We start from the raw sequence: 25,835 nt of genomic DNA, 5'->3' as shown, positions 1-25,835 counted from the left end.
CGGCCGGGGCTCCGGCGTACGGCGGGCTCGACGCCGGACCCGGAGGACGACAGATGTGGCTCCTGCGGCGGTCGCGCCGGTCCGAGAGCTCGCCCGCGGGACTACCTGGCGTCGGTCGCGGGCCCGGCGACGGCTCCCACGAGCGCGGCACCGTCGTCGTCGGCGGTCGTCCCTGTCGAACCGGTCGTGCCGTCCTCGACGGCGGGACCGTCCGACGTCGTGGACGCCGAGTCCCGGCCGGCGCGGATCGTGAACGACATCGCGACGGCAACCAGCCCCGCGACGATGCCGACGACGAACGCGGCCCGCGTGCCGAGCTCCTGGGTGTCGCCCGCGCTCGCACCGCCGTCTGCCAGGCCGATCCCGATGGTCATGACGGCGACGAACACGCCGGTCCCGACCGCGCCCGAGAGCTGCTGGACGGTGTTGACGATCGCGGACCCGTGACCGTAGAGATCGCGCGGGAGGGAGCCGAGCGAGACGGTCATCAGCGGCGTCATCAGGCACGCCATGCCGACGCAGAAGACGACGTGCGCCGCGACGACGACCGTCAGCGAGGTGTCGACGCCGATCGTGCTCAGCCACGCCTGGCCACCGAGCAGGAGGAACGCGCCCGGGATGACGAGGGGGCGAGGGCCGTACGCGTCGAAGATCCGCCCGGCGAGGGGGGAGATGACGCCCTGGACCAGCCCGCCGGGCAGGAGCAGCAGACCGGTGGTGAGGGCGTCGACGCCCATGGCGCCCACGAGGTGGAGCGGCAGGACGATGACGGTGCCGAGCTTCGTCGCCATGCAGAGCCCGATGATGATCGTCGACCGGCGGAAGACCCCGACGGACAGGGGCGCGAGGTCGAGCAGCGGGGCGCCCGAGGTCCGGGCGAGGCCGAGCTGTCGGCGTACGAACAGGAGGAGGCCGGCGGCCCCGACGACGAGGGCGATCGCGGGCACGACGTCGCCGTCGACGAGCGCGCCGAGCGTGCTGAGCGCGTAGACGATGCCGCCGAACGCGACGGCGGAGAGCAGGACGGAGGCGAGGTCGAACGGGGGCCGGCGGGTGGCGCCGTCGGTGCGAAGGACGATCAGGCCGGCGACGAGGAGGACCACGGCGATCGGGATCATGCCGAGGAACAGCCAGCGCCAGCCGAACGACTCGACGACCAACCCGGAGATGGTCGGGCCGAGCGCCGGGGCCGCCGAGATCACCACCGCGTTGAGGCCCATGACGGTGCCGCGGTGCCGGGCGGGGACCGTGGACAGGGTGGTGGCCATCAGCTGCGGCAGGATGATCGCCGTCCCGGCGGCCTGGAGCACGCGCCCGGCGAGGAGGAGCCCGAACGACGGTGCGACCGCCGCGGTGACGGTGCCGAGGAGGAACACGGCGAGCGCCGCCCCGAACAGGGCGCGCGTGGTGAACCGCCGGAGCAGGTACCCGGTGGTGGGGATGACGATCGCCATCGTCAGGAGGAACCCGGTGGTCAGCCACTGGCCGACCGCCGCGGAGACGTGCAGGTCCCCCATGACGGCGGGGAGGGCGACGCTGAGGGCGGTCTCGTTGAGCATCGCGACCAGCGCCGCGAGGACGAGGACCGCGAGCACCGAGACGACGCGTCCGGTCACGCGCTCCGGCTCGAGGTCGTGGGCGTGGTGCTGGGCGTGGTCGTGGGCGTCCGAGCGGGGCTCGGCAGGGTCGTGCGTGCGCATGGCTGGTCCTTCACGGTGTCGTCGAAACAGGGTTCGACGCCACGCCGCGCCATGCCCAGGAAGAGTGGCACGGACGAAGGTCCCGAGGTGATAGTGCCCTCAGTCACATCGCGAGGGTGGAGGCCGGACGTGTCCGCGCAGGTGGATGCGACGGTCCGGTCTGGTCGGCGCCGAGGTCCGGGCTCCGCCTCACACCTGCCGGCGCGGATTCCGGACCGGTCACCGGCCGGCGGTCTCGGCCGGGTCGCAGCGTCACACGGAGGGTCCAGAGAGCGCGGCGAGCGCGACGTCCGAGTCGGCGAGCGCCGACCGGTCGTGGGTCGAGGAGAACGCGACGACCTCGCTCGCTCCCGTGCGCTCGACCAACTCCCGGAGCCGGGCGGAGACCTCGGCCTGCGTGCCGTGGATGCCCTGGTCGAGGTGCCGCTGCACGGCCGCCTCCTGCTTCTCGGTCAGGCGCGCGTGCGGGGCCGTGCGCAGCGGCGGGAACGCGCCGCGGGCGGTCGACTCGACGATCGCCCACGCCTCGGGCAGGGCGAGCTCGCGGGCCCGCTCCGTCGTCTCCGCGACGAGCACGTCGACGCTGACGAGCACCCGCGGTTCGGGGTTGTCCGGCGTCGGGCGGAAGTCGTTGCGGTATCCCTCGATCTCGGAGAGGTCGCCCCACAGGACAGGGCCCCCGACGACGACGGGCAGCCCTCGTTCGGCCGCCACCGCGAGGCCCGACCTGGTCGCGAGCACGTACACGGGGGGCGCCTGGACGTCGCGGGGCATGGCGGTGACGGGTCCGTCGTCGTCGAGGTAGGCGGACAGCTCGGTGAGGTCCCGGGCGAGGTCGCCGGTCGCATACTCGTCGACCCCGAGGGCGTGTCGCACCGGCGCCGTGAAACCGAGGGAGCGGCCGATGCCGAGATCGATCCGGTCCGGGTGGAGCGCCTCGAGCATGCGCGCCTGCTCCGCCACGACGATCGGGCGGTGGTTGGGCAGCATGACACCGGCCGAGCCGACCCGGATGCGTTCCGTGCGCGCGGCGATCGCGGCCATGAGCAGCATCGGGGCGCCGCTCGCGATGCCGGGGACGGCGTGGTGCTCGGCGACCCACACGCGGGGCAGGCCGAGGCGTTCCGCGCGGACGGCGCGCTCGATCGTGGTGGCGAGGGCGGCGCCGGCGGGCTCGCCGTCGCGCGTGCGGGAGCGGTCGAGCAGGGAGATCGGCACCGGGAGCGGGGCGGGCGTGGCGTCGTGAGCTGCGGGCAGGGCGGCCATGGTGCTCCCGACGGTATCCGTACCGGCGCGCAATGCCGAGGGCGATCTCCCGGTCCTCCGCACCAGCGCGACTCGGCCGCGCGACGAATCCGCGCGCCGGCCCGCGTATCCACCGGTGAGGCCGTCGGACGGCGGCCCGCCACCGATGGGAGAGAGATGACCGACACCTACGACCTGATCGTCGCCGAGCGCACGCGCCTGGCGGAACTATTCGCGGGACTGTCCCCCGAGCAGTGGCGCGCCCAGAGCCTGTGCGAGCGCTGGTCGGTGCGCGAGGTGGTGGCCCACATGACCGCGCACCTCACCCACTCCGAGGAGGAGTACGGGTCGGCCGAGATCACGTCGATCGCGGACATGAACGCCATGCTCGACGACTGGGCGCGGTCCGACGCCGCCGCCCGGACCGACGCCGAGCTCCTCGAGCTCTACCGCTCCGGCATCGAGAGCCGCTGGGCCCCGGACGCCGGCGGCCTCGAGGGCGCCCTGTCGCACGACGTCATCCACGGACTCGACATCACCGTGCCGCTCGGGCTGCCCGGACCACCGGCCGGGACCGTGGCCCGCGCGATCTCCGGCGGCGGGCCCGAGAACTGGGGGTTCTTCGGCGTCGACCTCGCCGGGTACCGGCTCGTGGCGACGGACGCGGACGTGAGCGTCGGCGAGGGCGAGCGCCTCCTCGAGCGTCCCGTCACCGAGCTGCTCGGGATCCTCACCGCCAGGCGTCCCTTCCCCGCGCGGAACGGTGCCGCGTAACGTCGTGGGGGTGGTGACCACCGACGCGAGCCCCGGCCCGGCCGCCGTCAGCGCGGAGGACCTCGACGGCCTCCGCAGGGGCCTGACCGGCTTCTGCTACCGGATGCTCGGCGACGCGCACGAGGCGGAGGACGCGGCCCAGGAGACACTCGTGCGCCTGTGGCAGGCGGCCGACCGGTTCGATCCCGCCCGTGGGTCGCTGCGCAGCTGGGCCTACGCGGCGGCGTCACGGGTGTGCATCGACCTGCGCCGACGTGTCCAGCGGCGCGCGCTGCCGATGGACCTCACGGGGCCGGCCCGGCCGGGCACCGCGATCGGCGAGCCGGAGCCCGAGCGATGGGTGACGCCGGTCGCCGACTCCCGCGTGATCGATCCCGCCGAGACCGCGGTCGGGCGCGAGAGCCTGCGGGTGGCCCTGATCGTCGCCCTGCAGCGGCTGTCCGCCCAGCAGCGCGCGGTGCTCCTGCTCCGCGACGTGTACGGCCTGAGCGCGCGGCAGACGGCGGAGGCGCTCGGGCTCGGCGAGTCCGCCACCCACAGCACCCTGCAGCGTGCGCGACGGGCACTCGAGCCCGGCGACCGGGGTGACACGCTCGTCGACGAGGCGACAGTCGACGCCGACCTCCTCGCGCGCTACCGGGTCGCGTTCGAGGCGCACGACGTCGCCCTCATGCGCGCGCTCCTCCACGAGGACGTGCGCAACTCGATGCCGCCGTTCTCGTGGTGGCTCGACGGCCGGGAGGACGTCCTCGAGGCGTTCGCGCAGCCGGGCGGCTGCCAGGGCCACCGGCTCGTGCCGTTCGCCGCGAACGGCACGACGATGTTCGGCCAGTACCGCCCCGAGGCCGACGGCTGGGCCCCGTTCGCCGTGCTCGGCGTGGAGGCGGAGGGCGGCCGCGTGCGGCGCACCATCACCTGGCTCGACGCCGCCGAACGGTTCACCGAGCTCGGCCTGCCGGAGCGGCTCGGCCCGACGAAGTAGGAGTGCCGGCTCCAGGTCGACCAGCTCCAGCCACCGGATCCGGCATATTTCCGTCGACCCGGCACGTCCGGTCCGCTGTGATCACCCCATGGCGATGGAGCTGAGCACCCCGACCGTGGCCGAGCTGCCCGACATCGTCGAGGCGATGCGCCCCTGGCAGCTGGACGACGCCCCGATCCAGCTGCACCCCGGCGACGTCGCCTGGCACTGGCGTCTCGGCGCCGAGACCGTGGCCGCCGCGCTGCGCACATGGCGTGTCGACGGCAGGCTCGTCGCCGTCGGGTTCCTCGACGGCCCCGGGCTCGTGCGCACCGGCATCGACCCCGCGCACGTCGCGGACGAGGAGCTCGCCCGCACCATCGCCGACGACGTCGCCGACCCCGCCCGTGGGCTCCTCGCCGAGGGCGCGGCCGCCGTCGAGGTGCCGGCCGGCACGGCGCTCTCGGACGCGCTGCTCGGGTCCGGGTGGCGCGAGGGCGACGCCTGGGCGGCCCTGCGCCGCGACCTCACCGACCCCGTCGAGGAACCCGGCGTCCGTATCGAGGTGGTCGACGACGCCACCGCGGCGGAGCGGGTCGTGCTCCAGCGCGCGTCGTTCGACGTCTCGAGGTTCACCGTGGAGCAGTGGCGCACGCTCGCCGCGTCCCCGCCCTACGCCGACGCCGCGTGCCTGCTCGCCCGCGACGCCGACGGGACCGCCGTCGCCGCGGCGAGCGTGTGGTCGGCGGGTCCAGGTCGCCCCGGGCTCATCGAGCCGCTCGGCGCCCACCGCGACCACCGTGGCCGTGGGTACGGACGCGCGATCACGCTCGCGTGCGCCGCCCACCTGCGGCAGATGGGCGCCTCGTCCGTGCTCGTCAAGACGGAGGGGCACAACGCCGCCGGTGTCGGCGCCTACCGCTCGGCCGGGCTCACGCTCGACCCGCCGGCGCCGGACCTCGTTCGGGGGTAGTTCGGCCCACCAGGTGTGGCGCCGGCACCGGGCCCCTCGCTCCGGTCACCGCCGGCGAGCGCAGCTCCGGTGGCGACCGGCCGATCAGCTCCGGCCCTCCACCGGATCGCTGACGTGCGTCTCGAGCCAGCTCCTCAACGGTGCTGCGCCTCGCCAGACGTTGCGGATCGCGTCGAGCGACTCGGGCGTGTGCATCCAGTCGTCCGTCGCCCATTCCTGGACGACAGCGGCACCCTTCCATCTCAGGCGCTGGATGCGGGGGTGATCTGCGCTGTAGCCCTTCGGCGCTGTCGTCAACGGTTCCTCGGCGCCGTGCGAGACGGGGTGCGACCGTGCCTCGAGGGTGCGGGTCAGCTGCTCGAAGTCGCTGCCGCTCGCGTCGTCGTCGATCGCGGCGCGGTATCGGCGCAGCTGTGCGGGGGACATGAGCATGGCCCCGTACCCGGTGACGATGCCCGTGGCGGAGGCCTCGAGGTAGTAACCGATGCCGCCGGCCGCGCGGGACTCGCTGGTCGCTCCCGTCCACAGCTTGTAGGGCGACCTGTCGACGGAGAATCTCAGGTCGCGGTTCGGTCGGAACATGCGCAGCGTCCCGAACTCGTCCGACAGCTCGGCGAGCAGCGCCTGCACCGGCGCGCGGACGTCCTGCTCCCACCGCCGCTTGTGCGCCTGCCAGAACGTCTTCGTGTTGTCGGCCGCCAGGTCCTCGAAGAACTGGAACAGGCCCGGCGGAAGACCGTGGAACTCGCTCATCCTCCGCCACCCGTGACCCGGCGGTTGTGGTCCAGGGCGATCTCGACCCAGGTGTCGAGCGCGTCGTCGACGGCGACGACGTCGGAGGAGACCTCGATCCACCCCGGACCCATGTCGCGGCCCGGCCCCATCTCCGCCTGGGCCGCTCCCGGCCTGTCGAGCAGCTCGTCGTGCCGGTCCTTGTCGACCCGGACGAGGAGGCCGCCGTCCTTGAGTGCGCTGACGATCATCTTCTCGTTGACCATCACGGACCTGCCGCCGAACATCGACACCTCGCGCACCGCGGGCTCGTCGGTCAGACGTGCGCGGAGGCGCTCGACGAGGACGGTCTGCTCGGGAGTCATGGCGTGCTCCTGTTCTCGTGCCGTCGGGGCGGCGGTGGAGAGGGTCAGGTCGGGAGTGGCTGCCAGTGATCGGGTCCGGCGTCCCCACCGGCCCCGACCGTGGCGAGTCGGGGGAGGAAGTTCGCCCATCCGTCGGCGTGGCCGCGCACCTCGGTGTCCGGCAGGTCGGAGTGGCACAGATCCACACGGGTTCCGGCATCGGTCCGGGCGAGACGGAACTCGACGGGCGAGGCTCCCGCGGGCAGGTCGTCGCTGCCGACGAATCCCCACGACACCACCACCCGGTTCGGGCGCTCGACGTGCAGGAAGTCGCCCCGCACGGGGTGGCCGGCGATGTCGACGGCGAACCGCCCGCCGCGCGTCGGGTCCAGGTCGGCGTGCCGGCCCATCCAGGCGGTGAGGCCGTCGTTGGTGGTCAGGTACTCGAACACCGTCTCCGGTGCGGCGGCGATGTCGATGGAGTCCCGGAACTCAGCCATGAACCGTCCCCTCGTTCGACTCGATGACGGCCTTGAGGTCGGCCAGCCGGCTCGGCCAGAAGTCGTCGAGGTAGGAGCGCACGGCAGCGAGCCCGTCGGTGTCGATCGCGAACAGGTGACGGGTTCCCTCGCGAGCGCCGACGGCGAGGCCCGCCTTGCGGAGCACACCGAGGTGGTGCGAGGTCGTCTGCTGCGAGAGGCCGACCTCCTCGGCGATCGCTCCGACCGGCCGCGGCTCGCTCCGGATCGCCCGCAGGATCTCCCGCCGGTTCCCGTCGGCGAGCGCGCGCAGCGCCAGGTCCAGGCTGTCCGCCGTCGCTGCGCCCATCGCTCGCCTCCCTGATCGACGAACGACAACGTACCACAAGTGAGCATTTGTACTTATGTCGATCAGTTGAAGCGCCGGCCGGTCTCAGCTGCAGCAGGCGTCGCCGCACGAGTCGCCCTCGCGCTCCCCCGTGAGCACGGCGACAGGCATGGCGCAGCACGCATCGCCCCGCCATGCCTCGATCCCCTCACGGACGGCGACGACGGCGATGACCAGGGCCGCGACCGAGTCCGCCCACGCCCAGCCGAGCATGCTGTTGAGCAGCAGCCCCGCGAGCAGCGCTGCCGAGAGGTAGGTGCAGATGAGGGTCTGCTTGGAGTCCGCCACGGCGGAGGCCGAACCGAGCTCGCGGCCCGCGCGTCGCTCGAACCAGCTGAGGAACGGCATGACGAGCAGGCTGAGCACGGCGATGCCGATTCCGATCGGCGAGTGCTCCGGCTCGCGCCAGCCGGACAACGACAGCAGCGCGTCCACCGTCACGTAGGCAGCCAGGGCGAAGAAGGACACGGAGATCACGCGCAGCGCGACCCTCTCCCGCCGGTCCGGATCGGGCGCGGCGAACTGCCAGGCGACCGCCGCCGCCGAGAGCACCTCGACGATCGAGTCGAGGCCGAACCCGATGAGCGCGGCGGACGAGGCGACGCTGCCGGCGATCAGCGCGACGACCGCCTCGACGACGTTCCAGCTGATGGTGACGGCGACGACGATCCTGATGCGTCGCCGCAGCACCGCTGTGCGATCGGTGGCGAGCGTCGTCGCGGTCATCGCACCCCCTCCGGGTCGCAGCAGCCGGGCACCGAGCACTCGGCGTCCATGCACGGCACGCTCTCGTCGACCGCCAGCGTCACGTCCACCAGCGCCGTGAGCGCCGCGCCGATGTGAGGATCGGCGATCTCGTACCGGGTCCGCCGCCCCTCCGGCTCGGCGACGACGATTCCGCAGCCCCGCAGGCAGGCCAGGTGGTTCGACACGTTCGTGCGCGTCAGGTCGAGCTCGCGGGCGAGCACCGCCGGATAGCCGGGCCCCTCGAGGAGGGCGAGCAGGATCCGTGAACGGGTCGGGTCGGCCATCGCTCGGCCGAGCCGGTTCATGACGTCGACACGAGAGGCAATGGTCAGCATGTACTGACCATACAGCAGTCGCTGAACGGTCGACCGCACTCGGAACACCCCGCCGGCACCTGGTGCGTGCAACTATCAGATTGATATCGTCTCGTCATGGACGTTCTCATCAGGGACCTGCCGGTCGAGGTCCACGCCGAGCTGACCCGCCGGGCCGCCGCCGAGGACAAGAGCCTGCGCGCCTACCTGCGCGACGTCCTCACCCAGCACGTCGCCACGCCCTCCATGGACCGCTGGCTCGAGAGCGTCCGCGAGCTCGGGCCGAACCACGTGGGCGGCCCGTCCGGAGCGGATCTGGTCACCGCCGGGCGCGCCGAGGACGACGACCTGGCCGGCCGGTGACCGTCGTCGTCGTCGACGCCGCGACCGTCGTCGACCTCATCTGCGGCCTGCCGGCGGCCGATGCCTTCCGGCGTCACCTCGTCGAGGCCGATGTCGTCGCCGCACCCGCCCACCTGGACGCGGAGGTGCTCTCCGCACTGGGGCGGCTCAAGCGCACCGGGCGGCTCACCCACGAGGCCGAGCGCGTGGCGGCGCTCGGCTCCTTCGGCGCGCGGCGTTGGCCGCTCCAGCCCCTCCTGCCCGCCGCGTGGGCGCTGACGGACCGCATCGCCGTCCGCGACGCGCTCTACGTGGCGCTGGCCCGCACCCTCGACGCCACCCTGGTCACCACCGACGGCCGCCTCCGTCGAGGTGCAGCGGGAATCATCGACATCGCCGAGCCGGAGGAGTGAGCGACTGCGAGGGCCGCTGCATGCCCCGCTCCGCCGGCGCCCGCTAGGCGTTCACCGCGGCCTCCTGCCGGTCGGCCCCCGCGGCCAGCGTGGCCAGCAGCTCGGGCATGACCGCCTGGTTCCAGAAGTAGCCGCAGTAGTGCGCCACCCCGAAGTCCGGCAGGGCCTTGCGCGCCGCGGCCATGCGGCGGTCCATCGCCTCGATGCCGTCGTTGCACTCGAGGCCGAGGTAGATCGTCGCGTCGCCGGTCTCGAGGTCCGCGAGCGGGGCGAAGTAGGCCTCGTCGGAGTCGGACATCGCCGGCAGGTGGAAGAAGTCGACGACGCCGCCGGACGCGCGCTGGACGGCGTTCGAGAGGCGGACCGGGAGCGCGATGTCGTCCAGCGGCTGCACGGGGAAGCTCGGCGAGGTGCCGCAACAGACGTGGATGCCGATCCGGACCTCCTCGGGCAGACCGGCGAGGTGGCCCCGGATGTACTCCTCGGACGTGTACTGCGCGAACAGCTCATCGGCGGGCAGGTCGGGCACCCAGGAGAACAGCTTCGACCACTCGCCGCCGATGTGGATGAGCTCGGTGCAGTAGTCGACCTGGACGCACAGCTCGTCGGCCGGGACCACCTCGAGGATGCGGCGGTACTCCTCCTGGAGGGCCTGCTGCCACGCCTCGACGACGACCGGCCACTCCTCGACCTCGGGGAAGGTGATCGAGACGACGTCGTGCGCGCCGGGGACCGAGACCTGGAAGCGGACGCCCTCGGGGATGCGTCCCTCCTCGCGCAGCCGCGTGAACGTGCGGTAGGAGTCGATGGCATCCTTCGCGTAGGGCAGGCGACCACGCAGGTCGACGGCCTGGCCGGGCCGGATGCGCAGGGTCCTGAACACCGTGTACGCGTGGTCCTCGGACTGGCCGAGATCGGCGTCGACCTCCTCGAAGCACGGGGCCTTCGCGAGCACCTCGTTGTTGACCGCGCCGATCCAGCCGCGCCGCTCGGGGGTGGTCTCGCCGTCGGGCCAGCTCAGCGCGCGGTCCCCCACGGTGTCGGCGATGAGGGTGAAGACGCCCTCCGCACCGTCGGCGGGGATCCCGCCCGAGAACATCACGTTCTGTGCCATCCGGCCTTCTCCTGTCGTCGCGCCTCGTCGGTCGTGGTCGGGGCGCGCGTCGGCACCCCGGTACGGGGACGGACGCTAACGGCCCGACGACGAACCACGCGCGGTCCCGCCCGACGGTCTCGCCCACCGGGACCGGTGAGACGGCGCCGACGGCACGAGCCGGTTGCCGGGAGTGGTCGTCGAGACCGGTCAGCAGGTGCCGGTCACCGGTCAGGCGGCGAAGGCGGCGACCAGGCGGCGGACCTCGTCGACGTCGCCGTCGATCTCCACCTCGTCGAGCGGGACGCCGTCGTAGAGGACGCCCGCCCACGTGGTCGAGTCGCCGGTCACCCGCGCGGGCGCGTCGGTCGCCGGCTCCCGGACGATCGCGAGCTCGTCGTCCCACGTCAGGCGGAACTCGTACGGCCGGGGGGCCTCGATCCGTGCGTCGTGGAGGAGCAGCCCGACCTCGACCGGGGCGGTCGGTGGGGTCGACGGCGCCATGGTGAGCATCGACTGCACGGTCCCGTCGGGGGTGAGTCCGCCGTCGTCGTCCCGGGTGGGCGAGTCCATCGCCCACCGGCCGAGCGCGTTGAGGAGCGGGCGGAGCTCCTGTCCCCACGGCGTCACGCGGTACCCGGTGGCGCGGGTGGGTGCGGGGAGGTCGACGCGCTCGACGAGGCCGGCGTCCTGGAGCGCCCGAAGCCGAGCCGTCAGCACGGCGGGCGTGACGCCGATCAGGCCCTCGGCGAGCTCGACGAACCTCTTGGGCCCGAGCATGAGCTCGCGCAGGATCGGGTAGGTCCAGCGGTCGCCGATGAGCTCGACCGCGTGCGCGGTGGCGCACGCGTCCCCGAGCTCGGCATAGCTGCGCTTGATCGGCATGACCTCATCATTCCACATTCGATATGGACACGGTAGTGATCGCTCTGTTAAACATATCTCCATGGACATCGCCGACAGGGCAGTCGACCGCACCGCGTGGGAGACCGCGCAGGCCGAGCACCTCACCGCCGAGAAGGCGCACAGCCGGGCCGGGGACGCGCTGGCCGCCGCGCGCCGCCGGTTGCCGGTCACCCTGGTCGGGCCGGTCCGGCTCGTCGGCGCCACCGGCGACGTCCCGCTCGTCGACCTGTTCGAGGGACGCCGCCAGCTCGTCACCTACTCGTTCATGTGGCACCACGGCCGGCCGCACCACGGGCAGTGCGAGGGCTGCACGTTCTCGATGAGCCAGGTCTCCGAGGCCACCCGGGCCTACCTCGCCGAGCGCGACGTGGCGTTCGCGGTCCTCAGCGAGGGGACGTGGGCCGAGCTGGCCGCCTACCGCGACTTCATGGGCTGGACGATGCCCTGGTACTCGGTCGAGCACGCACCGGACGAGCCCGCCGTGGCCGGCGGCGGGCAGCTGCGCTCCTTCGTCCGCGACGGCGAGGACGTCTACCTCGCGTTCGAGACCGTCGCGCGCGGGACGGAGCCGTTCGACATGGCGAACCTGCTCCTCGACCGGACACTCCTCGGGCGGCAGGAGGAGTGGGAGGACTCCCCCGCCGGTTGGCCGCAGACACCGGCCGGCGGGTGGTGGCGCCGCGACGGCCGCCCCGTGGCCCAGTGGCTGCGCACCGACGAGCCCGTCGAGCACGCGGCCGCCTGCCACTGACCCAGCACGAACGACCACCGACCGAGACCGGACCACCCACCGGGACCCGACCGCACGACCGCGAGGGACCGATCGACCGGTACGACCCGCACGAACACCAGCTGCACGACCGACGACCGCACGGGACACACCGACGACGAAGGAGCCATCGTGACCACCTCGAGCACCACCACGTCCGCGACCACCACCCACGGAACCGTCACCTCGGCCGACGGGACGACGCTCGCCTGGAGCCGCACCGGATCCGGCCCGGACCTCGTCATGGTCCACTGCGTGGCCACCTCCCGCACCGCCACGCCGCAGCCCGACCTGCCCGGCGCCCTCGCCGCACACTTCACCGTATGGACGTACGACCGCCGCGGCACGGGCGAGAGCGGCACCACCGCGCCCTACGCCGTCGAGCGCGAGTTCGAGGACCTCGCGGCGATCGTCGCGCTGGCCGAGGGTCGGCCCGTCACCGCCTACGGCTTCTCCTCGGGCGCCACCCTCCTGCTCCTGGCCGCCGAGGCCGGGGCTCCCGTGGCCCGCCTCGCCCTGCTCGAGCCGCCGCTCATGCCCGCCGACCCCGAGCACGCGGCGCGGGCCGAGGCTCAGCGCCTCATCGACGAGGACCTCGAGGCGGCGCACCGGTGGTTCAACGTCGAGGTGGTCGGGGTGCCCGCGGAGGTCCTCGCCGAGCTGCCGCCCCTGAGCAAGCAGGACCTCGAGAACACCCGCACGATCGTCCACGAGCTCACCTTCCTCCCCGGCACATCCGCGGCGCGGTTCGCCTCGATCACCACGCCCACGCTCGTCATCGCCTCGGAGGCGACGGACCCGGGCATGCTCGAGGGTGTGCGCGAGCTGGCCGACGCCGTCCCGTCCGCGACCGCCGCGGTCCTGCCCGGCGAGTGGCACGGGGTCGACGACGCGACCCTCACGGACGCGATCCACGGGTTCGTCTCTGGCGCCTGAGCGCGGCGGGGCCGGGGGCGGCGGGACACGGCTAGATTGACGGCGGAACCACGTCGACGTCGTCTCCCCCGGCCCGATCGGAGCACCCCGTGCGCCACCACGCCCACCCGTCCACGCCCACCCGATCGCGGCGCCCGCTCGCGCACCGACTGATCGCCGTCCTCGGCTCCGCCCTCCTCGGCGTCACCGCGCTCGGCCTGCCCGCGGGCGCCGCGCCGGTGCCGGACGGGGAGGAGGCCGACGACGACGCGCCCCCCGTCGTCGTGCCCGGGTCCGCCGCGACCGACACCGGCGCCGCACCGGACCAGGGCGGCACGATCGGGTCGGTCGGCAGCTCGCCGACGTTCCACCTCTCGAACTCCCCCACCGGGGCCTCGCCGCGGCAGGTGATCTTCGGGCGGACCGGGGACGAGGTGTTCATCGCCGACACGGACGGCAACGGGACGGACGAGATGATCGTCCGCCGAGGGGCCGAGTTCCACGTGTCGGGCTCCGGCGGGTCCGCCGTCACCACCCACCGGTTCGTCTACGGGCGGGCCGGGGACGAGGTCTTCTTCGGCGACTGGGACGGCGACGGGGTCGACACCCCGGCGGTGCGGCGCGGCAACACGTTCCTCGTGCGCAACGAGAACTCGGCGGGGTTCGCCACGTCGTCGTTCGACTACGGCCGGGTGGGCGACGAGGTGCACGTGGGCGACTACGACGCCGACGGGCTCGACACGATCGCCATCCGCCGCGGCATCCAGATCCACGTCCGCAACACCCTGACCAGCGGGCCCGCGAGCGTCCAGTGGCCCTACGGGCGGGCGACCGACAGCGTCCTCGTGGGCGACACGGACGGCGACGGCACCGACACCTTCCACGTGCGGCGGGGCAGCACGGTCTACGTGAGCGACTCCCACGGCGAGACCGCCGCCGACCGGACGTTCACCTTCGCCGCCGCCTACGACGTGGCGATCCTCGGTGACTGGGACGGGAACGGCACCGATACCATCGGGGCGCGCGCCGCCGACCGTTCGAGCTGGGGCCGCTGCGCCCCGCTCTCGCTCGGGCAGTCCCGGTACGACACCGGGCTCACCGATCGCGTGTCGATGGCAGTCGCGGAGAACTGGTCGACCTCGTGGGCCACGTTCACCGTGTGCGAGCGGGTCCCCGGGTCCGAGGCCTACCGGGAGCGGTGGTCGACCTCCGCCCGGATCGGCGCCAACGGCACCGCGCGGCCCGGGCAGCCGGCCGCCTGGCACACCTACCGCACGCCGACCGGCGCGTACTCCGTGACCGAGTCCTTCGGCCTCTACGACCCGGGGACGGCACTCGACCACCGGATCCTCACGCCGTACTCGCGCTGGGGCGGGACGCCCGGGCGGAACTACAACCAGTACTACGACGCGTCCTCGCCGAGCATGGCCAACACGATGCCCGACGAGAACATGTGGCGCCTCGCCCACACCCGCGGCGGCGACTACCGCCAGGGCGCGGTCATCAACTACAACCGTCCGCCGGACAGCCGGATCCGGGAGGGCATGGGGTACGCGATCTTCCTCCACGCCAACCCGGTGGCCACGGCCGGGTGCATCGCGATCCCCGAGCACCTCGTCTCGCGCTACCTGCGCGAGACGCAGCCCGGGGACACGATGCTGCTCGGCGTGCGGGACGACCTGTTCGGCTAGGCCGGGAGCGTCGTCGCCCCCGGAGCGACGGCGACGGCCACGACGGTCAGGTCGTCGTGGCGCTTCTCCCCCGGCGCGACGTCGGTGCGGGCGGTCTCGGCGGCCCGGACGGCGTCGCGGAGCCCGGTCAGGCGTCCGGCCGCGCACTCGCTGGCGAACTCCTCGAGGGTGTGCGTGCCGACCTCGAGGAAGGACCGGGTCGCGCCGTCCGAGGCCGCGACGAGGTGGCGGACCTCCGCGCGGGGCACGGTGGTGACGAGCGCGCGGTGCGCGACGTCCGGGTCGTGGCTCGCCACCCAGTAGCCGCCGGGCGTGTTGAGCAGATCGGCGGCGCGGGGCACGGGGGCCGGCGTTCCGCCCGCGGCGGCGACCCTCGCTGCCTCCTCGCGGACGGCGGCGAGGCGGTGCACGAGCTGGTCGAGCCGGTCGTCGGTGAGGTGGAGCGGGCCCTCCTCACGCACGACGACGATCGACGAGTCGCACAGGACGAGGCACTCGACATCGTCGTCCCCGATGCGCCACGCGACCACGGTCGCGCTGGGTGACCCGGACGCGAGGTCGCACGTCGTCGCATGCCGGTCGCGGACGTCGGCGAGCGCCGCCTCGAGGGAGTCGGTCATCGAGGAGTCCCCGCGCTCGAGGATCGGGCCGAACGCCTCTGCGAGCGCGTGGGAGAACCAGGCGACGGTGTGCGCGCAGCCGGCGCGGAACTCCTTCGGGAGTCCCGCCCCGTCGGCCACGACGACGACGCGCTCGCCCACCCAGGACGCGTCCTCGTTCTCGCGGTCGGGGGAGCCGGGGACGGACAGCGCACGGACGGTCGAGGCGGTCGCACCCATCGCGCCAGCGTGGCACGGACGGCGGGGCGCACGCCGTGCGACGACGGTGGTTCGGGGCGGGTCGTTCGTCGTCGTCGGGCGTGGTGTCCTCCGGCGGCGGTCCCCGGGCGCGGACCGGAGGCATGATGTCGGTCAGGAAGGGGGCCGGGACGCCGCGTCGCGGGCGACGGGAGCGAGAGTCCGAGCCCCGGGCGAGTCGACGGAGGACCTGTGCGCGACCTGTTGTTCATCACCACGACCGAGGCGCTCGCGGTGGCGGTGGCCACCGCGGGGATGTACCTCGCGATGGTTCTGCTCGTGCGGGTCCTCGGGCAGCGGGTGCTGTCGAGCATGTCGAGCTTCGACCTCGTGGCCGTCATCGCGTTCGGGTCGGTCATCGGGCGCGCCGCACTGGGCGAGGCACCCGTGCTGGCCGGGGGGATCGTCGCGCTGCTCACGCTCATCTCGATGCAGGCGCTCGTCGGCCTCGTGCGCCACCTGCGCGGCGGGAACCGGGCGCTCGTGGCGCGGCCCGTGCTGCTCATGGCCGGCTCGCAGGTGATCGACGAGCACATGCGGAAGTGCCACGTGCTGCCCGGGGAGCTGCAGTCGCGGCTCCGGCTCGCCGGGATCAGCCACTACGGGCAGGTGGCGGCGGTGACGTTCGAGCCGACCGGGACCATCAGCGTGCTCCGCCGCGGCGAGCCCGTGGACCCGCTGCTGCTCAGCGGGGTGGTCGGCGCATCGCTGGTGCCGGCCGAGCTGCTCGCCGAGCACGAGGCCGAGGCATAAGCGCCGTGGATCACGCATCGATCGAGGAGACGCTGGAGATCGCCGGGCGTCCGGAGCTGCTTGCTCAGGTCCGGGACGGCCTGGACGAGATGGCCGCCGTGGAGGCCCGGGGCAGCAGCACCGGCGCGGGGATGGCGCGCGCGCTCACGGCGCCGACGGCGTCGCCGCCGCCCGCGCGGTCGAGCTCCGCGAGCAGCAGGTCGACGGCGACCCGGGAGACGTCACCGAGGTGGAGGTCCACGGCGGTGAGCGGCGGTCGGGCAGACCGCGCCCGGATGCCGTCGTAGCGGGTGGCCACGAGGAGGTCCTCCCCCACCGTGCGCCCCGCCTCGCCCGCGGCCGCGACGGCACCACTGGCGAAGGCGTCGATCGGCACGCACAGCGCGTCGAGGTCCGGGCGCTCGCGCAGGAGCGAGCGCGCGGCCTCGTAGCCGGCCTGCTCGCCGCCCCGTTCGTCGGCGACGGCGATCGCGGGCGAAGCACCCGACGCCTCGGCACGCTCGAGGTAGAGCGAGCGAAAGACGTCCTGGGACTGGCGCCCGCTCGACCCCACGAGGAGGCCGATCGTCCGCGCCCCCCGCTCGGTCAGGTGCGCGAGCAGCAGGTCGGCGACGTCGTGGTGGCGCAGGTCCACCGAGCGGCCGGACCCGGCGCCGTCCAGGTCCTCTCCGATGGTGACGAAGGGGATGTCGCGCTGGGCGAGCTCGGTCGCGAGCGGGTCGTCGGCCGGCGGCTCGAGGAGGATCGCGCCGTCGATGTCGAGGAGGCCGAGCGCGCCGGGGTCCTCCGACGGCGGGACGAGGACGAGGCTGTACCCCCTCAGGAGGGCGTTCTCGGCGCAGCCGACGGCCAGCTCGGTGAAGAAGCCGAGCCGCGCCGGGCCGGCGGAGACCGCCGTCGGCATCGAGGACAGCAGCGCGATCGCACGGGACCGGCCGGAGCGGAGACGCTGGGCGCGGACGCTGGGCCGGTAGCCGAGCGAGGCCGCGACCTCCTTGACGCGCTCGCGGGTGCCGGCGTGCACCTGGCCGCGGTCGTTGAGCGCGTGCGAGACGGTGGTCCGCGAGACCCCGGCGACGCGAGCGACGTCGGCGATCGTCGGTCGCTTCTGGGCGGGGGAGCTGGTCACGGTGCTCGCAGGCTACCCCCGCTCAGAGGAGGACGACGATCCCGGAGACGATCGCGAACACGAGCACGATCATCCGCAGCAGCTTGCCGTCCAGACGGTGGTGCACCCAGCGACTGACGAACGCCCCGATGCCCACGAACGGCACGAGCGCGGCGCTCATCCCGAGCGTGCCGAGCTCGATCTGCCCACCGATACCGAGCACGACGAGCGAGATCACCTCTCCCACGAGGAAGCACACGGCGACCGTGGCGCGCAGGGTCGGTCCGCTCTTGTGCTGGTAGGCGAGCGCCAACGGCGGTCCGCCGACGCCGGTCGAGGTCTCGGTGACGCCGGTGATGAGGCCGACGCCGACCAGGCCGGTCCGATCGGGGTCGAACGCGGGGGCGAGGAGTGCGACGACGGCGGCGATGATCGTCGACCAGCCGATGAGGAGCATGAGCTGGTGCTCGGTCACCACGACCAGGATCCACAGCCCGGCGAACGTCCCCGCGAACCGTCCCGCGCTGATCCAGCGCACCCCGTGCCAGTCCAGGTGCTCCCGCTCGCGCCAGGCGACGTAGGCGTTGAGCGGGATCATCAGCACGAGCAGCAGCACCGGGATCAGCCGCGGCTCGACGAGGCTGATCACCGGCGCCGCCACGAGCGCGAAGCCCATCCCCGTGGAGCCCTGGACGAACGCGGCCACGAGGATCGTGACCGCGGACACGACGAACGCGGTCTCGCTCATGCGTGGGCGACCTGACCCGACGCTCGGTGGTCCGCGGAGAACGGGTGGATCTTGTGGATCGGCGCCCGCTCGACCGCGCGCTCGGCGATCTCGCGCGCCCGGTCGAGCAGCGCGTCGCCGTCGACACCGAGCGGCCGGCCGTCACGGACCCGGAGACGGCCCCCGACGACGACGGACTCGATCTGGTCGCGACCGGCCAGCCGGACGAGCTCCCACGGCAGGTCCCACGACGGGACGAGCTCGGGGACGTCGAGCGTGAGGACGAGCAGGTCGGCGTGGGCCCCGGCCGAGATCTCGCCGATCTGGCCGGCCAGCCCCACGGCGTCGGCACCGCCCGTGAGCCCGCGCTCGAGCCACGTCCAACCGCCGCCCACGGACGAGTCGCCCGAGGGGAGCCCGTGGACGAGTCGCTGCGCGGTCTCGGCCGCGTCGAGCATCCGGAACGCGTCGCCCCGGGTCCCGTCGGTGCCGAGCCCGACCCGTACGCCGAGCTCGTGCATGAGGAGCGCCGGAGCCACCGCGTTACCCTTCCACGCGCTCGCGACCGGGTTGTAGGAGATCGCTCCCCCGGAGTCGCGCAGGAGGGTGATCTCACGGGGCGTCAGCAGCGTGGTGTGCGCGGCGAGCAGCTCCGGACCGAGCGCACCGAGGTGCGCGAGGCGCTCGAGCGGACGCATCCCGGTGGCTTCCAGGGACCGCTCGACGGCGGCGAGGTGCTCGTTGAGGTGCGTCTGGAAGGTCACACCGGCCTCCCGCGCAAGGGCGGTGACACGGGTGAGCATCTCGTCGGAGGCCACCTCGGGGATCGAGACGGCGAGCGAGGGCTGGACGAGGTCGTGCCCCTCCCACTTCTGGAGGTGCTCGCCGGCGGCGGCGAGGACGTCGTCGACCTCCGCGACCCGCTCGCCGCCCACGATGTCGTTGCAGATGGTGCCGAGCACGAGGCGCACGCCGACCGCGCCGGCCGCCTCGGCGAGCCGATCGACACCGCCGTCCACCGTGGCTCTGGTCCCCGCGTCCGCGACGGTCGTGAAGCCGCCCCGGAGCGACTCCCACGCCCCCAGCCGGGTCGCGACGTCGATGGCCTCCGCGTCCAGGTGCGCCTCCATCGGCACCCAGACCCGGCGGAAGATCTCGGACGGTTCCCCGAAGACGAGGGACTTCCCGAAGGACTGGGTGAGGTGGTGGTGGGCGTCGACGAGCCCCGGCATGAGGAGCCGGCGCGGGAGGCGGACGACGGCCGCCCCCGGGTGGCGCTCCTGGACCACATCGGCCTCCCCGACCTCGGCGACGCGCCCGTCGGCGACGAGGACGCCCTGACCCGTGCGGATGCCGTCGGGCAGGAGCGTGCGCTCCGGGAGCAGAACGGTGGGCCGCTCGTGCAGGTCGGCGAGGTCGACGCGGTCGGTCACGGAGTTCCTCCATGTGAGTCGTGGTCTGCGCGGCTGGTCGTGCGCGGACGTGGGTCGTGCTCGGCGGTCGTGCGAGGGTTCGACCGCCCGGGGTCGGAGGCCTCCGCGTCAGCGTGCGTCGGCGCCTCGTCGTGGTCGGGGAGATCGGCGTGGGCACGCTCGTCCGCCTGCCCACCGCGGGCTGCGTCGTCGTCGGGCGCGTCGTCGGTGCTCGTGCCCGGTTCGTCGGCGTCGGCAGAGCGCGACCGGCCGATGTGGTTGAACAGGATGTTCACGAGCACCGCGACCAGGGCGCCCATGGCGACCCCGCTCGAGAGGATGCTCCCGAGGGTGGACTGGAGGCCGTCGTAGGCGCCGGGCACCACGATCGGGAGCAGGCCGAAGCTCAGGCCCGCGGCGACGACGAGCATGTTCCGCTGGTCGCCCAGGTCGGAGCGGCCCAGCATCTGCAGGCCGATGACGGTGAGGATCGCGAACACGACGACGCCGGTCCCGCCGACCACGGGGGCCGGGATCGCGTAGATGATCCGGGCGACCGGGGTGATCAGTCCGATGACGATGAGGATGACACCCGCCGCCGCCGTGACGAAGCGGCTCTTGACGTTGCTCACCCGCACGATGCCGATGTTCTCGCCGCTCGTCACCATGAGCGAGGTGCCGAACATGCCGGCGAAGAGCGAGACGAGCGCGTCGGCGCGGATGGTGCGCGGCGCCGCCTTGGTGATGTCGATCTTCTTGCCCACGATCTCCGCGTTGATCGCGGTCTGGCCGGTGGCCTCCGCCATCGAGGCGAGGCAGAAGATCAGCAGCGGGATCGAGGCGAGGATGTCGAACTGCGGCGTGCCGAACGGGAACAGCTCGGGCACCGTGGCGACCGGTCCCGACAGGTCGGGGACGTCCACCCGTCCGAGCAGCGCCGCGATGCCGGTCGCCGCGACCAGGCCGATCATCACCGCGAGCTGGCGCACCATGCCGCGCAGCACCCGGAAGAGCAGGACGATGAGCACGATCGTCATGACGCCGAGGCCGATGGCCATGGGGTCGCCGAACGCGTCGGAGTCGGGCTGGCCCGTGATGAGCAGCACGTTGATGCGGATGAGGTTGACGCCGACGACGACGATCATCGTGCCGATCACCAGGGACGGGAAGAACTTGATGATGCGGCTGAACACCGGTAGCACGATGAAGTAGAAGACCGCGGTGAGCAGCACCGCTCCGGACGCCGTCGCCGGGCCGTGCTCGGAGGCGATGGCGATGAACATGATCACCGGCGCGCCGCCGGGAAGCATCATGAACGGCAGCCGCACGCCGATGCCCCAGCGCCCCATCGACTGGATGATCGACCCGATCCCCGAGAAGACGAACGTGATGCTGAGCAGCTGGACGATGAGGTCCGGCTCGAGCTGGAGACTCGCTCCCACGAGGAAGACGGACGAGATGGGCGCGGCCGACATCACGAGCACGTGCTGCAGGCCGAACGGGACGTTTCTGCGGACGGGCGGGATCTCGTCGACGGGGTGCGGTCGACGTTCGTCGGTCGATGTGGTCATGCGGTTCTCCTTCGGACCGGACCTGATGGACATTCCCAAATCGATTCGGGCCTGAATCGATTTGGGAAGGGTATTGGCTCGCCGCGGCGGCGTCAACAGCCCAGGTGGCAGGGGGCGTCGCGAGTGTCGGCCGGCCGACGGGGTGCCGCCCCGACCCACCGAGGTCGTGCCCTGGCTGGCGAGGTCGTGCGTGCGAGGCACGACCTCGCCAGGCGCGGCACGTCGTCGCCACGCAGGGACGCGCTGGGGGGTGGTCGATCACCGATCGAGGCTGCCGACCCGTGCTTGACTCGTGGGCGTGACCGATGCGCCGTCAGGCCGAGCAGCGCGGCGCCACCACTCCGGGGCGCGGACCCGACGGAACGGCCGAGGCGCAATCGGGCGCCGGCGCTGGGCCACCTGGGCCGTGGTGGTGCTCCTCGCGGTGGCTCTCGTCGTCGTCGGGCCTCCGGTCGTCGAGCTCGTGCGCGAGGAGGGGCTGCCCGTCCCGGGGAGCGAGCCCGAGTGCGAGGTGGCCGGCCCGGACGGTCCGGTCGGGCTCACGCGCGACCAGGCGCGACGGGCGACGACGGCGGTCGCCGCCGACACCCGGGACGACTCGGCGGTCACGGCGCCCGACACCTCCGACGTCGACGACGCCGTGCTGCGCGTGCTGGCGGACGGCCCGCCGGAGGACGCCGGACCGAGCCTGTCCTGCCGCGGTTCCGCCGCGGACGACCTGGCTGAGGAGCAGATCACCGGCTCCGGCCTCACCCCGCGGGCGCAGGCGGTGCTCGAGCAGATGACGGTGGTGTTCGGCGATCAGGTCCTCGGCGGGTTCGCACCCGGCGGCGTGCAGCGCGCGGGCGAGTCGACGCACAACGACGGGCGGGCGGTCGACATCTTCTTCCAGCCCGTCACCGAGGAGAACCGACGTCGTGGCTGGCTGCTGGCGCACTGGCTCGTCGCCCACGAGGACACCCTCGACATCCAGTACGTGATCTTCGACGACCGGATCTGGAGCGCGCACAGCCGGAGCGGTCGGTGGCAGCCCTACGACGCGCCCGAGCCGGGCGGCGAGATCCTGCGGCACCTCGACCACGTGCACGTCGACGTCCTGCGCGGCGGGAACCCCTGACCTGGTCCGCCTCGGTCGAGCCCGCAGCGGCGGCCGTCACCGTCCGGCCGGCAGGAGCTGCTTGTTCGGGACGTCGGGCATCGTCGAGATCCGCCAGATGCCGATCGCGAGCGCGACGACGACGAGCACGCACACGATCGTGCCCACGTTGAGGCCGACCCCGAAGATCCACATGTAGGCGATCGATCCGGCGGCCAGACAGTAATAGGTCATCGGGATGATCGTCTTGCGGATCAGGTCACCCTCCCTGCCGAGCAGACCCACGGTGGCCGCCGCCGCGACGACGTTGTGCACGGCGACCATGTTGCCCGAGGCCCCGCCCACGGCCTGGGCGGCGACGACCGTCTCCGGACCGCTCGCGCCGATGTTCTCGCCCGTCGAGAACTGGAACAGGGAGAACATCATGTTCGACACGGTGTTCGAGCCGGCGGCGAAGGCACCGAGAGCGCCGATGAACGGAGCCAGGACCGGCCAGCCCTCGCCGGTCGCGTTGGCCGCGACCTCGGCCAGCGTGATCGGCATGGACTCCAGCCCCGCCTCGTTGAACTCGCTGCCGGAGTTGATGAAGATCCGCACGAGCGGGAGCGCGCAGAGCAGTGCGACCGCGGCGCCGGCGATCTGCCCGCCCGCGACCTTCCACGAGGCCGCGATCTGTCTGCCATTCATCCTGTGCAGGACGTAGGTGATGAGCACCGCCAGCAGGAACACGGCCCCGGGCGAGTACAGCAGGTCCATGTTCTGGGAGATCCCGGTGCCGAAGATGTCGTTGACCTGGATGACGGCCGGTCCGGTGAGGAAGTCGGTGATCGCCGGCACGTTGCGGGTGACGAGCAGGACCGCGGCCACGATGACGTACGGCATCCAGGCCATGGCGATCGGCATCTTCGTCTTCAGCACGGTGGCGCCGGCCTCCGGGTCGACGGTGCCGACCCACCGGTCGCTCCACCGCTCCTTGGGCGGGAAGTCCCACGTGTCCTTGGGCATGAGGAAGCCCTTCGACGACGTGAACATCACGACGACGAGTCCGACGAAGCCACCGATCATGGACGGGAACTCGGGGCCCAGCAGGTAGGCGACGGCGAGGTAGGGCAGGATCATGGCGAGCGCGGCGTAGAGGGCGAACGGCGCGACCGCCAGCCCCGCCCGGAAGCTGCGCCTCTCCCCGAAGAACCCGGTCATCAGGCAGACGAGGAACAGCGGGACGAGGACACCGACGACCGCGTGGATCGTGGCCACCTGGGTCGCCGTGTGGGCGACGAACTCCGAGCGGCTGAGTCCGAGCTCGTCCGCGCGCTCCGTGACCGCCGGGACGAAGCTCCCGTCCGTGCCCGACAGTCCGTTGCCGACCCCCACGAGCATCGGGGTGCCGACCGCGCCGAAGCTGACCGGCGTGGACTGGATGATCAGGCCCGCCATGACCGCCGCCATCGCGGGGAATCCCAGCGCGAGCAGCAGCGGCGCGACGACGGCCGCCGGCGTGCCGAAGCCGGCGGCACCCTCGATGAAGGACCCGAACAGCCAGGCGATGATGACGACCTGGACGCGCCGGTCGGCGCTGATGGTGGTGAAGCCCGAGCGTATCGACTGCAGCGCACCGCTCTTGGTGATCGTCTCGAGCAGCAGCAGCGCGCCGAACACGATCCACAGCAGGCCGATGGCGACGAGGAGGCCCTGGACGACGGACGCGCCGATCGTGGTCCACGACATCTCCCACACCGCGACGGCGATGACGACGATGACGGCGAGTCCGATCGGCATGGCGTACTTCGCCGGCCATCGCAGGCCGACGAGCAGAACACCGATGACGAGGATGGGAAGGATGGCGAACAGGGCGAGTACGACGAGGTTGTCCATCTGGACCTCCGGGCTCGGCGGCGTTGCCGATTCGTGGGATGTCGAGGGGTGGAGCTCTGTATCCAGTTGCCGGTGGTGTGAAACCTAACGCCTCGCGCCTCGCCGGGCCAGCATTTCGACCGACGAGATCGCGTCGATGCCGGCCGGCCGGCGGTGAAGGAGTCGATGCCGGCCGGCCGGCGGTGACGGATCGGTGCGCGACCTCGCGTCAGCCGCCGCAGCCGCCCGGCTTCCCGCAGGCGCAGCCGCCGGCCCGTCCGGTGGCGGCAGGGGTGCGCAGGGTCGTGGGCGTGGCGTCGACGAGTGTGCTGACGTCCTTGCCGAGCAGGGAGGCGTCGAGCACGAGGATCATGTGCGCCGTCGACATGTGCTTGCCCTGGCGGGAGAGGGCGTCGGTGATCTGCAGCAGGCAGCCCGGGTTGGAGGTCACGAGCAGCTCGGCCTCCGTCGCTGCCACGTTCGACGCCTTCTTCTCCCCCAGCTCGCGCGCCGGCTCGGGGTTGACGAGGTTGTAGATCCCCGCGGAGCCGCAGCACAGGTCGCCGTCGGCGATCTCCTTGATCGTCACGCCGGGGATGTCGCCCAGCAGCCGGCGCGGCTGGGACCGCACCTTCTGCGCGTGCGAGAGGTGGCACGCGTCGTGGTAGGCGATCGTCACCGGCAGGGGGTGCCGCGGCGCGACGGGGCCGAGCTCGACGAGGATCTCCGAGATGTCCCGGACCTTCTCCGAGAACTCCCGGGCGCGCTCGGCGTAGTCGGGGTCGTCGGCGAGCAGGTGGGCGTACTCCTTCATGGTGGAGCCGCAGCCGGCGGAGTTGACGACGACCCGCTCGACACCGGTCTCGCTGAAGGTGTCGATGAGTCTGCGCGCGTAGGTGAGGCCCTCGTCCTCCCGGCCTGCGTGCACGGACAGGGCACCGCAGCAGCCCTGGGAGGGCGGCGTGACGACGTCGCAGCCCTCCATGTTGAGCACCCGCACCGTGGCGGCGTTGACGCCGGGATAGAACTCTCGCTGGACGCAGCCGAGCAGCAGGCCCACCGTCATCCGGTGCTCGCCCTTGGCGGGCATGTGGGCGGGGATGCGCACCCGACGCCCGATCGGCGGGGCGACTGCCTCCATCGTGGCGAGGGTCGGAGAGATCCTCTCCAGGACCTTCGAGCCGCGCACGAGCCTGCTCAGCCCGCTCCGCTGGTACAGCGCGAGGGGTCCGCGGACGAACCGCAGCCGCTCCGGTCGCGGGAACAGCGCGAAGATGCCCTGCCGCAGGGCGCGCTGCGCCACGGTCCGGTGCTGCTTGCCGCGCCGCTCGACCTGCTGGCGCGTGGCCTCGATGAGCTTGTCGTACTGGACGCCCGACGGGCACGCGGTCACGCAGGCCATGCACCCGAGGCAGGCATCCATGTGCTGCACCATGGCCGGGCTCATCGGCTGGTCCTCGAGGCCCTGCTGCATGAGGTAGATGCGGCCGCGCGGGGAGTCCATCTCCTCGCCCCACAGGTCGTAGGTGGGGCAGGCCGGCAGGCAGAAACCGCAGTGCACGCAGTCGTCGATGAGCTCGCGCGAGGGCGGGTGGTGGTCGTCGAAGGCCGCGAGCCCGAGGACGTCGGTCTGCGCGTGGCCCGACCGGGCCGCCGAGTCCGTCATGTCGA

General features: G+C 72.8%; 27 protein-coding genes. 10 read left to right on the top strand and 17 right to left on the bottom strand.

The window, feature by feature from the left end:
* Positions 1-101 precede the first annotated feature (101 nt).
* Both ACZLMO_RS06180 and ACZLMO_RS06175 read right to left on the bottom strand, forming a co-directional pair.
* Positions 102-1,700, bottom strand: coding sequence for an MDR family MFS transporter (locus ACZLMO_RS06180; protein ID WP_463653190.1), 1,599 nt, complete (start codon positions 1,698-1,700; stop codon positions 102-104).
* A 252-nt stretch (positions 1,701-1,952) separates the two neighbouring features.
* Complete coding sequence (locus ACZLMO_RS06175; protein ID WP_463653189.1) at positions 1,953-2,966, bottom strand: MsnO8 family LLM class oxidoreductase; 1,014 nt, start codon at positions 2,964-2,966, stop codon at positions 1,953-1,955.
* Positions 2,967-3,122: 156 nt separating this feature from the next.
* Here ACZLMO_RS06175 and ACZLMO_RS06170 point away from each other — a divergent pair, with 156 nt between their 5' ends.
* The 3 genes from ACZLMO_RS06170 to ACZLMO_RS06160 all read left to right on the top strand — a co-directional run bounded on the left by ACZLMO_RS06170 (position 3,123) and on the right by ACZLMO_RS06160 (position 5,653).
* Positions 3,123-3,719, top strand: a complete 597-nt coding sequence (locus ACZLMO_RS06170; protein WP_463653188.1) for a maleylpyruvate isomerase family mycothiol-dependent enzyme — start codon at positions 3,123-3,125, stop codon at positions 3,717-3,719.
* Positions 3,720-3,729: 10 nt separating this feature from the next.
* Positions 3,730-4,701, top strand: coding sequence for an RNA polymerase subunit sigma-70 (locus tag ACZLMO_RS06165; protein ID WP_463653187.1), 972 nt, complete (start codon positions 3,730-3,732; stop codon positions 4,699-4,701).
* An 88-nt stretch (positions 4,702-4,789) separates the two neighbouring features.
* Entirely contained in the window at positions 4,790-5,653 is an 864-nt protein-coding gene (locus ACZLMO_RS06160; protein WP_463653186.1) for a GNAT family N-acetyltransferase, read from the top strand.
* 84 nt (positions 5,654-5,737) lie between these two features.
* On the opposite strand, the gene ACZLMO_RS06155 is transcribed toward ACZLMO_RS06160, so the two are convergent.
* From ACZLMO_RS06155 to cmtR, 6 genes are all read right to left on the bottom strand, one after another.
* Positions 5,738-6,406 carry a DUF2461 domain-containing protein gene (locus tag ACZLMO_RS06155; RefSeq protein ID WP_463653185.1) on the bottom strand — a complete coding sequence of 223 codons (669 nt, stop codon included), beginning with the start codon at positions 6,404-6,406 and terminating at the stop codon, positions 5,738-5,740.
* A complete protein-coding gene (locus tag ACZLMO_RS06150) occupies positions 6,403-6,750 on the bottom strand; it encodes a TfoX/Sxy family protein (protein ID WP_463653184.1) in 348 nt (115 codons plus the stop codon). The genes ACZLMO_RS06155 and ACZLMO_RS06150 overlap by 4 nt, the downstream gene beginning before the upstream one ends.
* A 44-nt stretch (positions 6,751-6,794) precedes the next feature.
* On the bottom strand, positions 6,795-7,229 hold the full coding sequence (locus tag ACZLMO_RS06145) for an SRPBCC family protein (protein ID WP_463653183.1): 435 nt from the start codon (positions 7,227-7,229) through the stop codon (positions 6,795-6,797).
* The gene (locus tag ACZLMO_RS06140; protein ID WP_463653182.1) at positions 7,222-7,557 is read right to left on the bottom strand and encodes an ArsR/SmtB family transcription factor; all 336 of its coding nucleotides are present in this window, start codon (positions 7,555-7,557) and stop codon (positions 7,222-7,224) included. Before ACZLMO_RS06140 ends, ACZLMO_RS06145 begins: the two co-directional genes overlap by 8 nt.
* 84 nt (positions 7,558-7,641) lie before the next feature.
* The gene (locus ACZLMO_RS06135) at positions 7,642-8,322 is read right to left on the bottom strand and encodes a cation efflux transmembrane domain-containing protein (RefSeq protein ID WP_463653181.1); all 681 of its coding nucleotides are present in this window, start codon (positions 8,320-8,322) and stop codon (positions 7,642-7,644) included.
* A complete protein-coding gene (cmtR, locus tag ACZLMO_RS06130) occupies positions 8,319-8,678 on the bottom strand; it encodes a Cd(II)/Pb(II)-sensing metalloregulatory transcriptional regulator CmtR (protein WP_463653180.1) in 360 nt (119 codons plus the stop codon). Before cmtR ends, ACZLMO_RS06135 begins: the two co-directional genes overlap by 4 nt.
* 96 nt (positions 8,679-8,774) lie before the next feature.
* Between cmtR and ACZLMO_RS06125 the strand changes: the two genes are divergently transcribed.
* Both ACZLMO_RS06125 and ACZLMO_RS06120 read left to right on the top strand, forming a co-directional pair.
* Positions 8,775-9,020, top strand: a complete 246-nt coding sequence (locus ACZLMO_RS06125; RefSeq protein WP_463653179.1) for a FitA-like ribbon-helix-helix domain-containing protein — start codon at positions 8,775-8,777, stop codon at positions 9,018-9,020.
* A complete protein-coding gene (locus tag ACZLMO_RS06120) occupies positions 9,017-9,412 on the top strand; it encodes a type II toxin-antitoxin system VapC family toxin (RefSeq protein ID WP_463653178.1) in 396 nt (131 codons plus the stop codon). Before ACZLMO_RS06125 ends, ACZLMO_RS06120 begins: the two co-directional genes overlap by 4 nt.
* A gap of 43 nt (positions 9,413-9,455) precedes the next feature.
* Here the strand turns inward: ACZLMO_RS06120 and ACZLMO_RS06115 are convergent, their stop codons facing one another.
* Entirely contained in the window at positions 9,456-10,526 is a 1,071-nt protein-coding gene (locus ACZLMO_RS06115) for a hypothetical protein (RefSeq protein ID WP_463653177.1), read from the bottom strand.
* Between the two features lie 210 nt (positions 10,527-10,736).
* Entirely contained in the window at positions 10,737-11,390 is a 654-nt protein-coding gene (locus ACZLMO_RS06110) for a winged helix-turn-helix transcriptional regulator (protein WP_463653176.1), read from the bottom strand.
* Between the two features lie 61 nt (positions 11,391-11,451).
* On the opposite strand from ACZLMO_RS06110, the gene ACZLMO_RS06105 reads away from it, so the two are divergent.
* From ACZLMO_RS06105 to ACZLMO_RS06095, 3 genes are all read left to right on the top strand, one after another.
* The gene (locus ACZLMO_RS06105) at positions 11,452-12,162 is read left to right on the top strand and encodes a DUF899 family protein (protein WP_463653175.1); all 711 of its coding nucleotides are present in this window, start codon (positions 11,452-11,454) and stop codon (positions 12,160-12,162) included.
* Positions 12,163-12,312: 150 nt separating this feature from the next.
* The gene (locus tag ACZLMO_RS06100) at positions 12,313-13,116 is read left to right on the top strand and encodes an alpha/beta fold hydrolase (protein WP_463653174.1); all 804 of its coding nucleotides are present in this window, start codon (positions 12,313-12,315) and stop codon (positions 13,114-13,116) included.
* 89 nt (positions 13,117-13,205) lie between these two features.
* The gene (locus ACZLMO_RS06095; protein ID WP_463653173.1) at positions 13,206-14,786 is read left to right on the top strand and encodes a hypothetical protein; all 1,581 of its coding nucleotides are present in this window, start codon (positions 13,206-13,208) and stop codon (positions 14,784-14,786) included.
* Here the strand turns inward: ACZLMO_RS06095 and ACZLMO_RS06090 are convergent.
* Entirely contained in the window at positions 14,783-15,625 is an 843-nt protein-coding gene (locus ACZLMO_RS06090) for a protein phosphatase 2C domain-containing protein (protein WP_463653172.1), read from the bottom strand. The genes ACZLMO_RS06095 and ACZLMO_RS06090 overlap by 4 nt on opposite strands.
* Positions 15,626-15,835: 210 nt before the next feature.
* On the opposite strand from ACZLMO_RS06090, the gene ACZLMO_RS06085 reads away from it, so the two are divergent.
* Complete coding sequence (locus ACZLMO_RS06085) at positions 15,836-16,396, top strand: DUF421 domain-containing protein (protein ID WP_463653171.1); 561 nt, start codon at positions 15,836-15,838, stop codon at positions 16,394-16,396.
* A 64-nt stretch (positions 16,397-16,460) separates the two neighbouring features.
* Here the strand turns inward: ACZLMO_RS06085 and ACZLMO_RS06080 are convergent, their stop codons facing one another.
* The 4 genes from ACZLMO_RS06080 to ACZLMO_RS06065 are packed head-to-tail and all read right to left on the bottom strand — an operon-like array spanning position 16,461 to position 21,214.
* Positions 16,461-17,525 carry a LacI family DNA-binding transcriptional regulator gene (locus ACZLMO_RS06080; RefSeq protein WP_463653170.1) on the bottom strand — a complete coding sequence of 355 codons (1,065 nt, stop codon included), beginning with the start codon at positions 17,523-17,525 and terminating at the stop codon, positions 16,461-16,463.
* Positions 17,526-17,547: 22 nt separating this feature from the next.
* Positions 17,548-18,252, bottom strand: a complete 705-nt coding sequence (locus ACZLMO_RS06075; RefSeq protein ID WP_463653169.1) for a sulfite exporter TauE/SafE family protein — start codon at positions 18,250-18,252, stop codon at positions 17,548-17,550.
* A complete protein-coding gene (locus ACZLMO_RS06070) occupies positions 18,249-19,664 on the bottom strand; it encodes an amidohydrolase family protein (RefSeq protein WP_463653168.1) in 1,416 nt (471 codons plus the stop codon). The genes ACZLMO_RS06075 and ACZLMO_RS06070 overlap by 4 nt, the downstream gene beginning before the upstream one ends.
* The gene (locus ACZLMO_RS06065; protein ID WP_463653167.1) at positions 19,661-21,214 is read right to left on the bottom strand and encodes a uracil-xanthine permease family protein; all 1,554 of its coding nucleotides are present in this window, start codon (positions 21,212-21,214) and stop codon (positions 19,661-19,663) included. The genes ACZLMO_RS06070 and ACZLMO_RS06065 overlap by 4 nt, the downstream gene beginning before the upstream one ends.
* 424 nt (positions 21,215-21,638) lie before the next feature.
* On the opposite strand from ACZLMO_RS06065, the gene ACZLMO_RS06060 reads away from it, so the two are divergent.
* Positions 21,639-22,331: a hypothetical protein gene (locus ACZLMO_RS06060; protein ID WP_463653166.1), complete on the top strand. Its 693-nt coding sequence runs from the start codon at positions 21,639-21,641 to the stop codon at positions 22,329-22,331.
* Between the two features lie 36 nt (positions 22,332-22,367).
* Here the strand turns inward: ACZLMO_RS06060 and ACZLMO_RS06055 are convergent, their stop codons facing one another.
* Together ACZLMO_RS06055 and glcF are read right to left on the bottom strand one after the other, a co-directional pair.
* Positions 22,368-24,185, bottom strand: coding sequence for an L-lactate permease (locus ACZLMO_RS06055; protein ID WP_463653165.1), 1,818 nt, complete (start codon positions 24,183-24,185; stop codon positions 22,368-22,370).
* Positions 24,186-24,393: 208 nt separating this feature from the next.
* Positions 24,394-25,830 carry a glycolate oxidase subunit GlcF gene (gene glcF / locus ACZLMO_RS06050; protein ID WP_463653323.1) on the bottom strand — a complete coding sequence of 479 codons (1,437 nt, stop codon included), beginning with the start codon at positions 25,828-25,830 and terminating at the stop codon, positions 24,394-24,396.
* Positions 25,831-25,835 lie beyond the last annotated feature (5 nt).

The sequence above is a fragment of the Georgenia sp. G2120 genome, assembly GCF_055326485.1.
The sequence above is the reverse complement of the archived record's forward strand: the minus strand, read 5'-3'. Positions and strand labels throughout refer to the sequence as shown.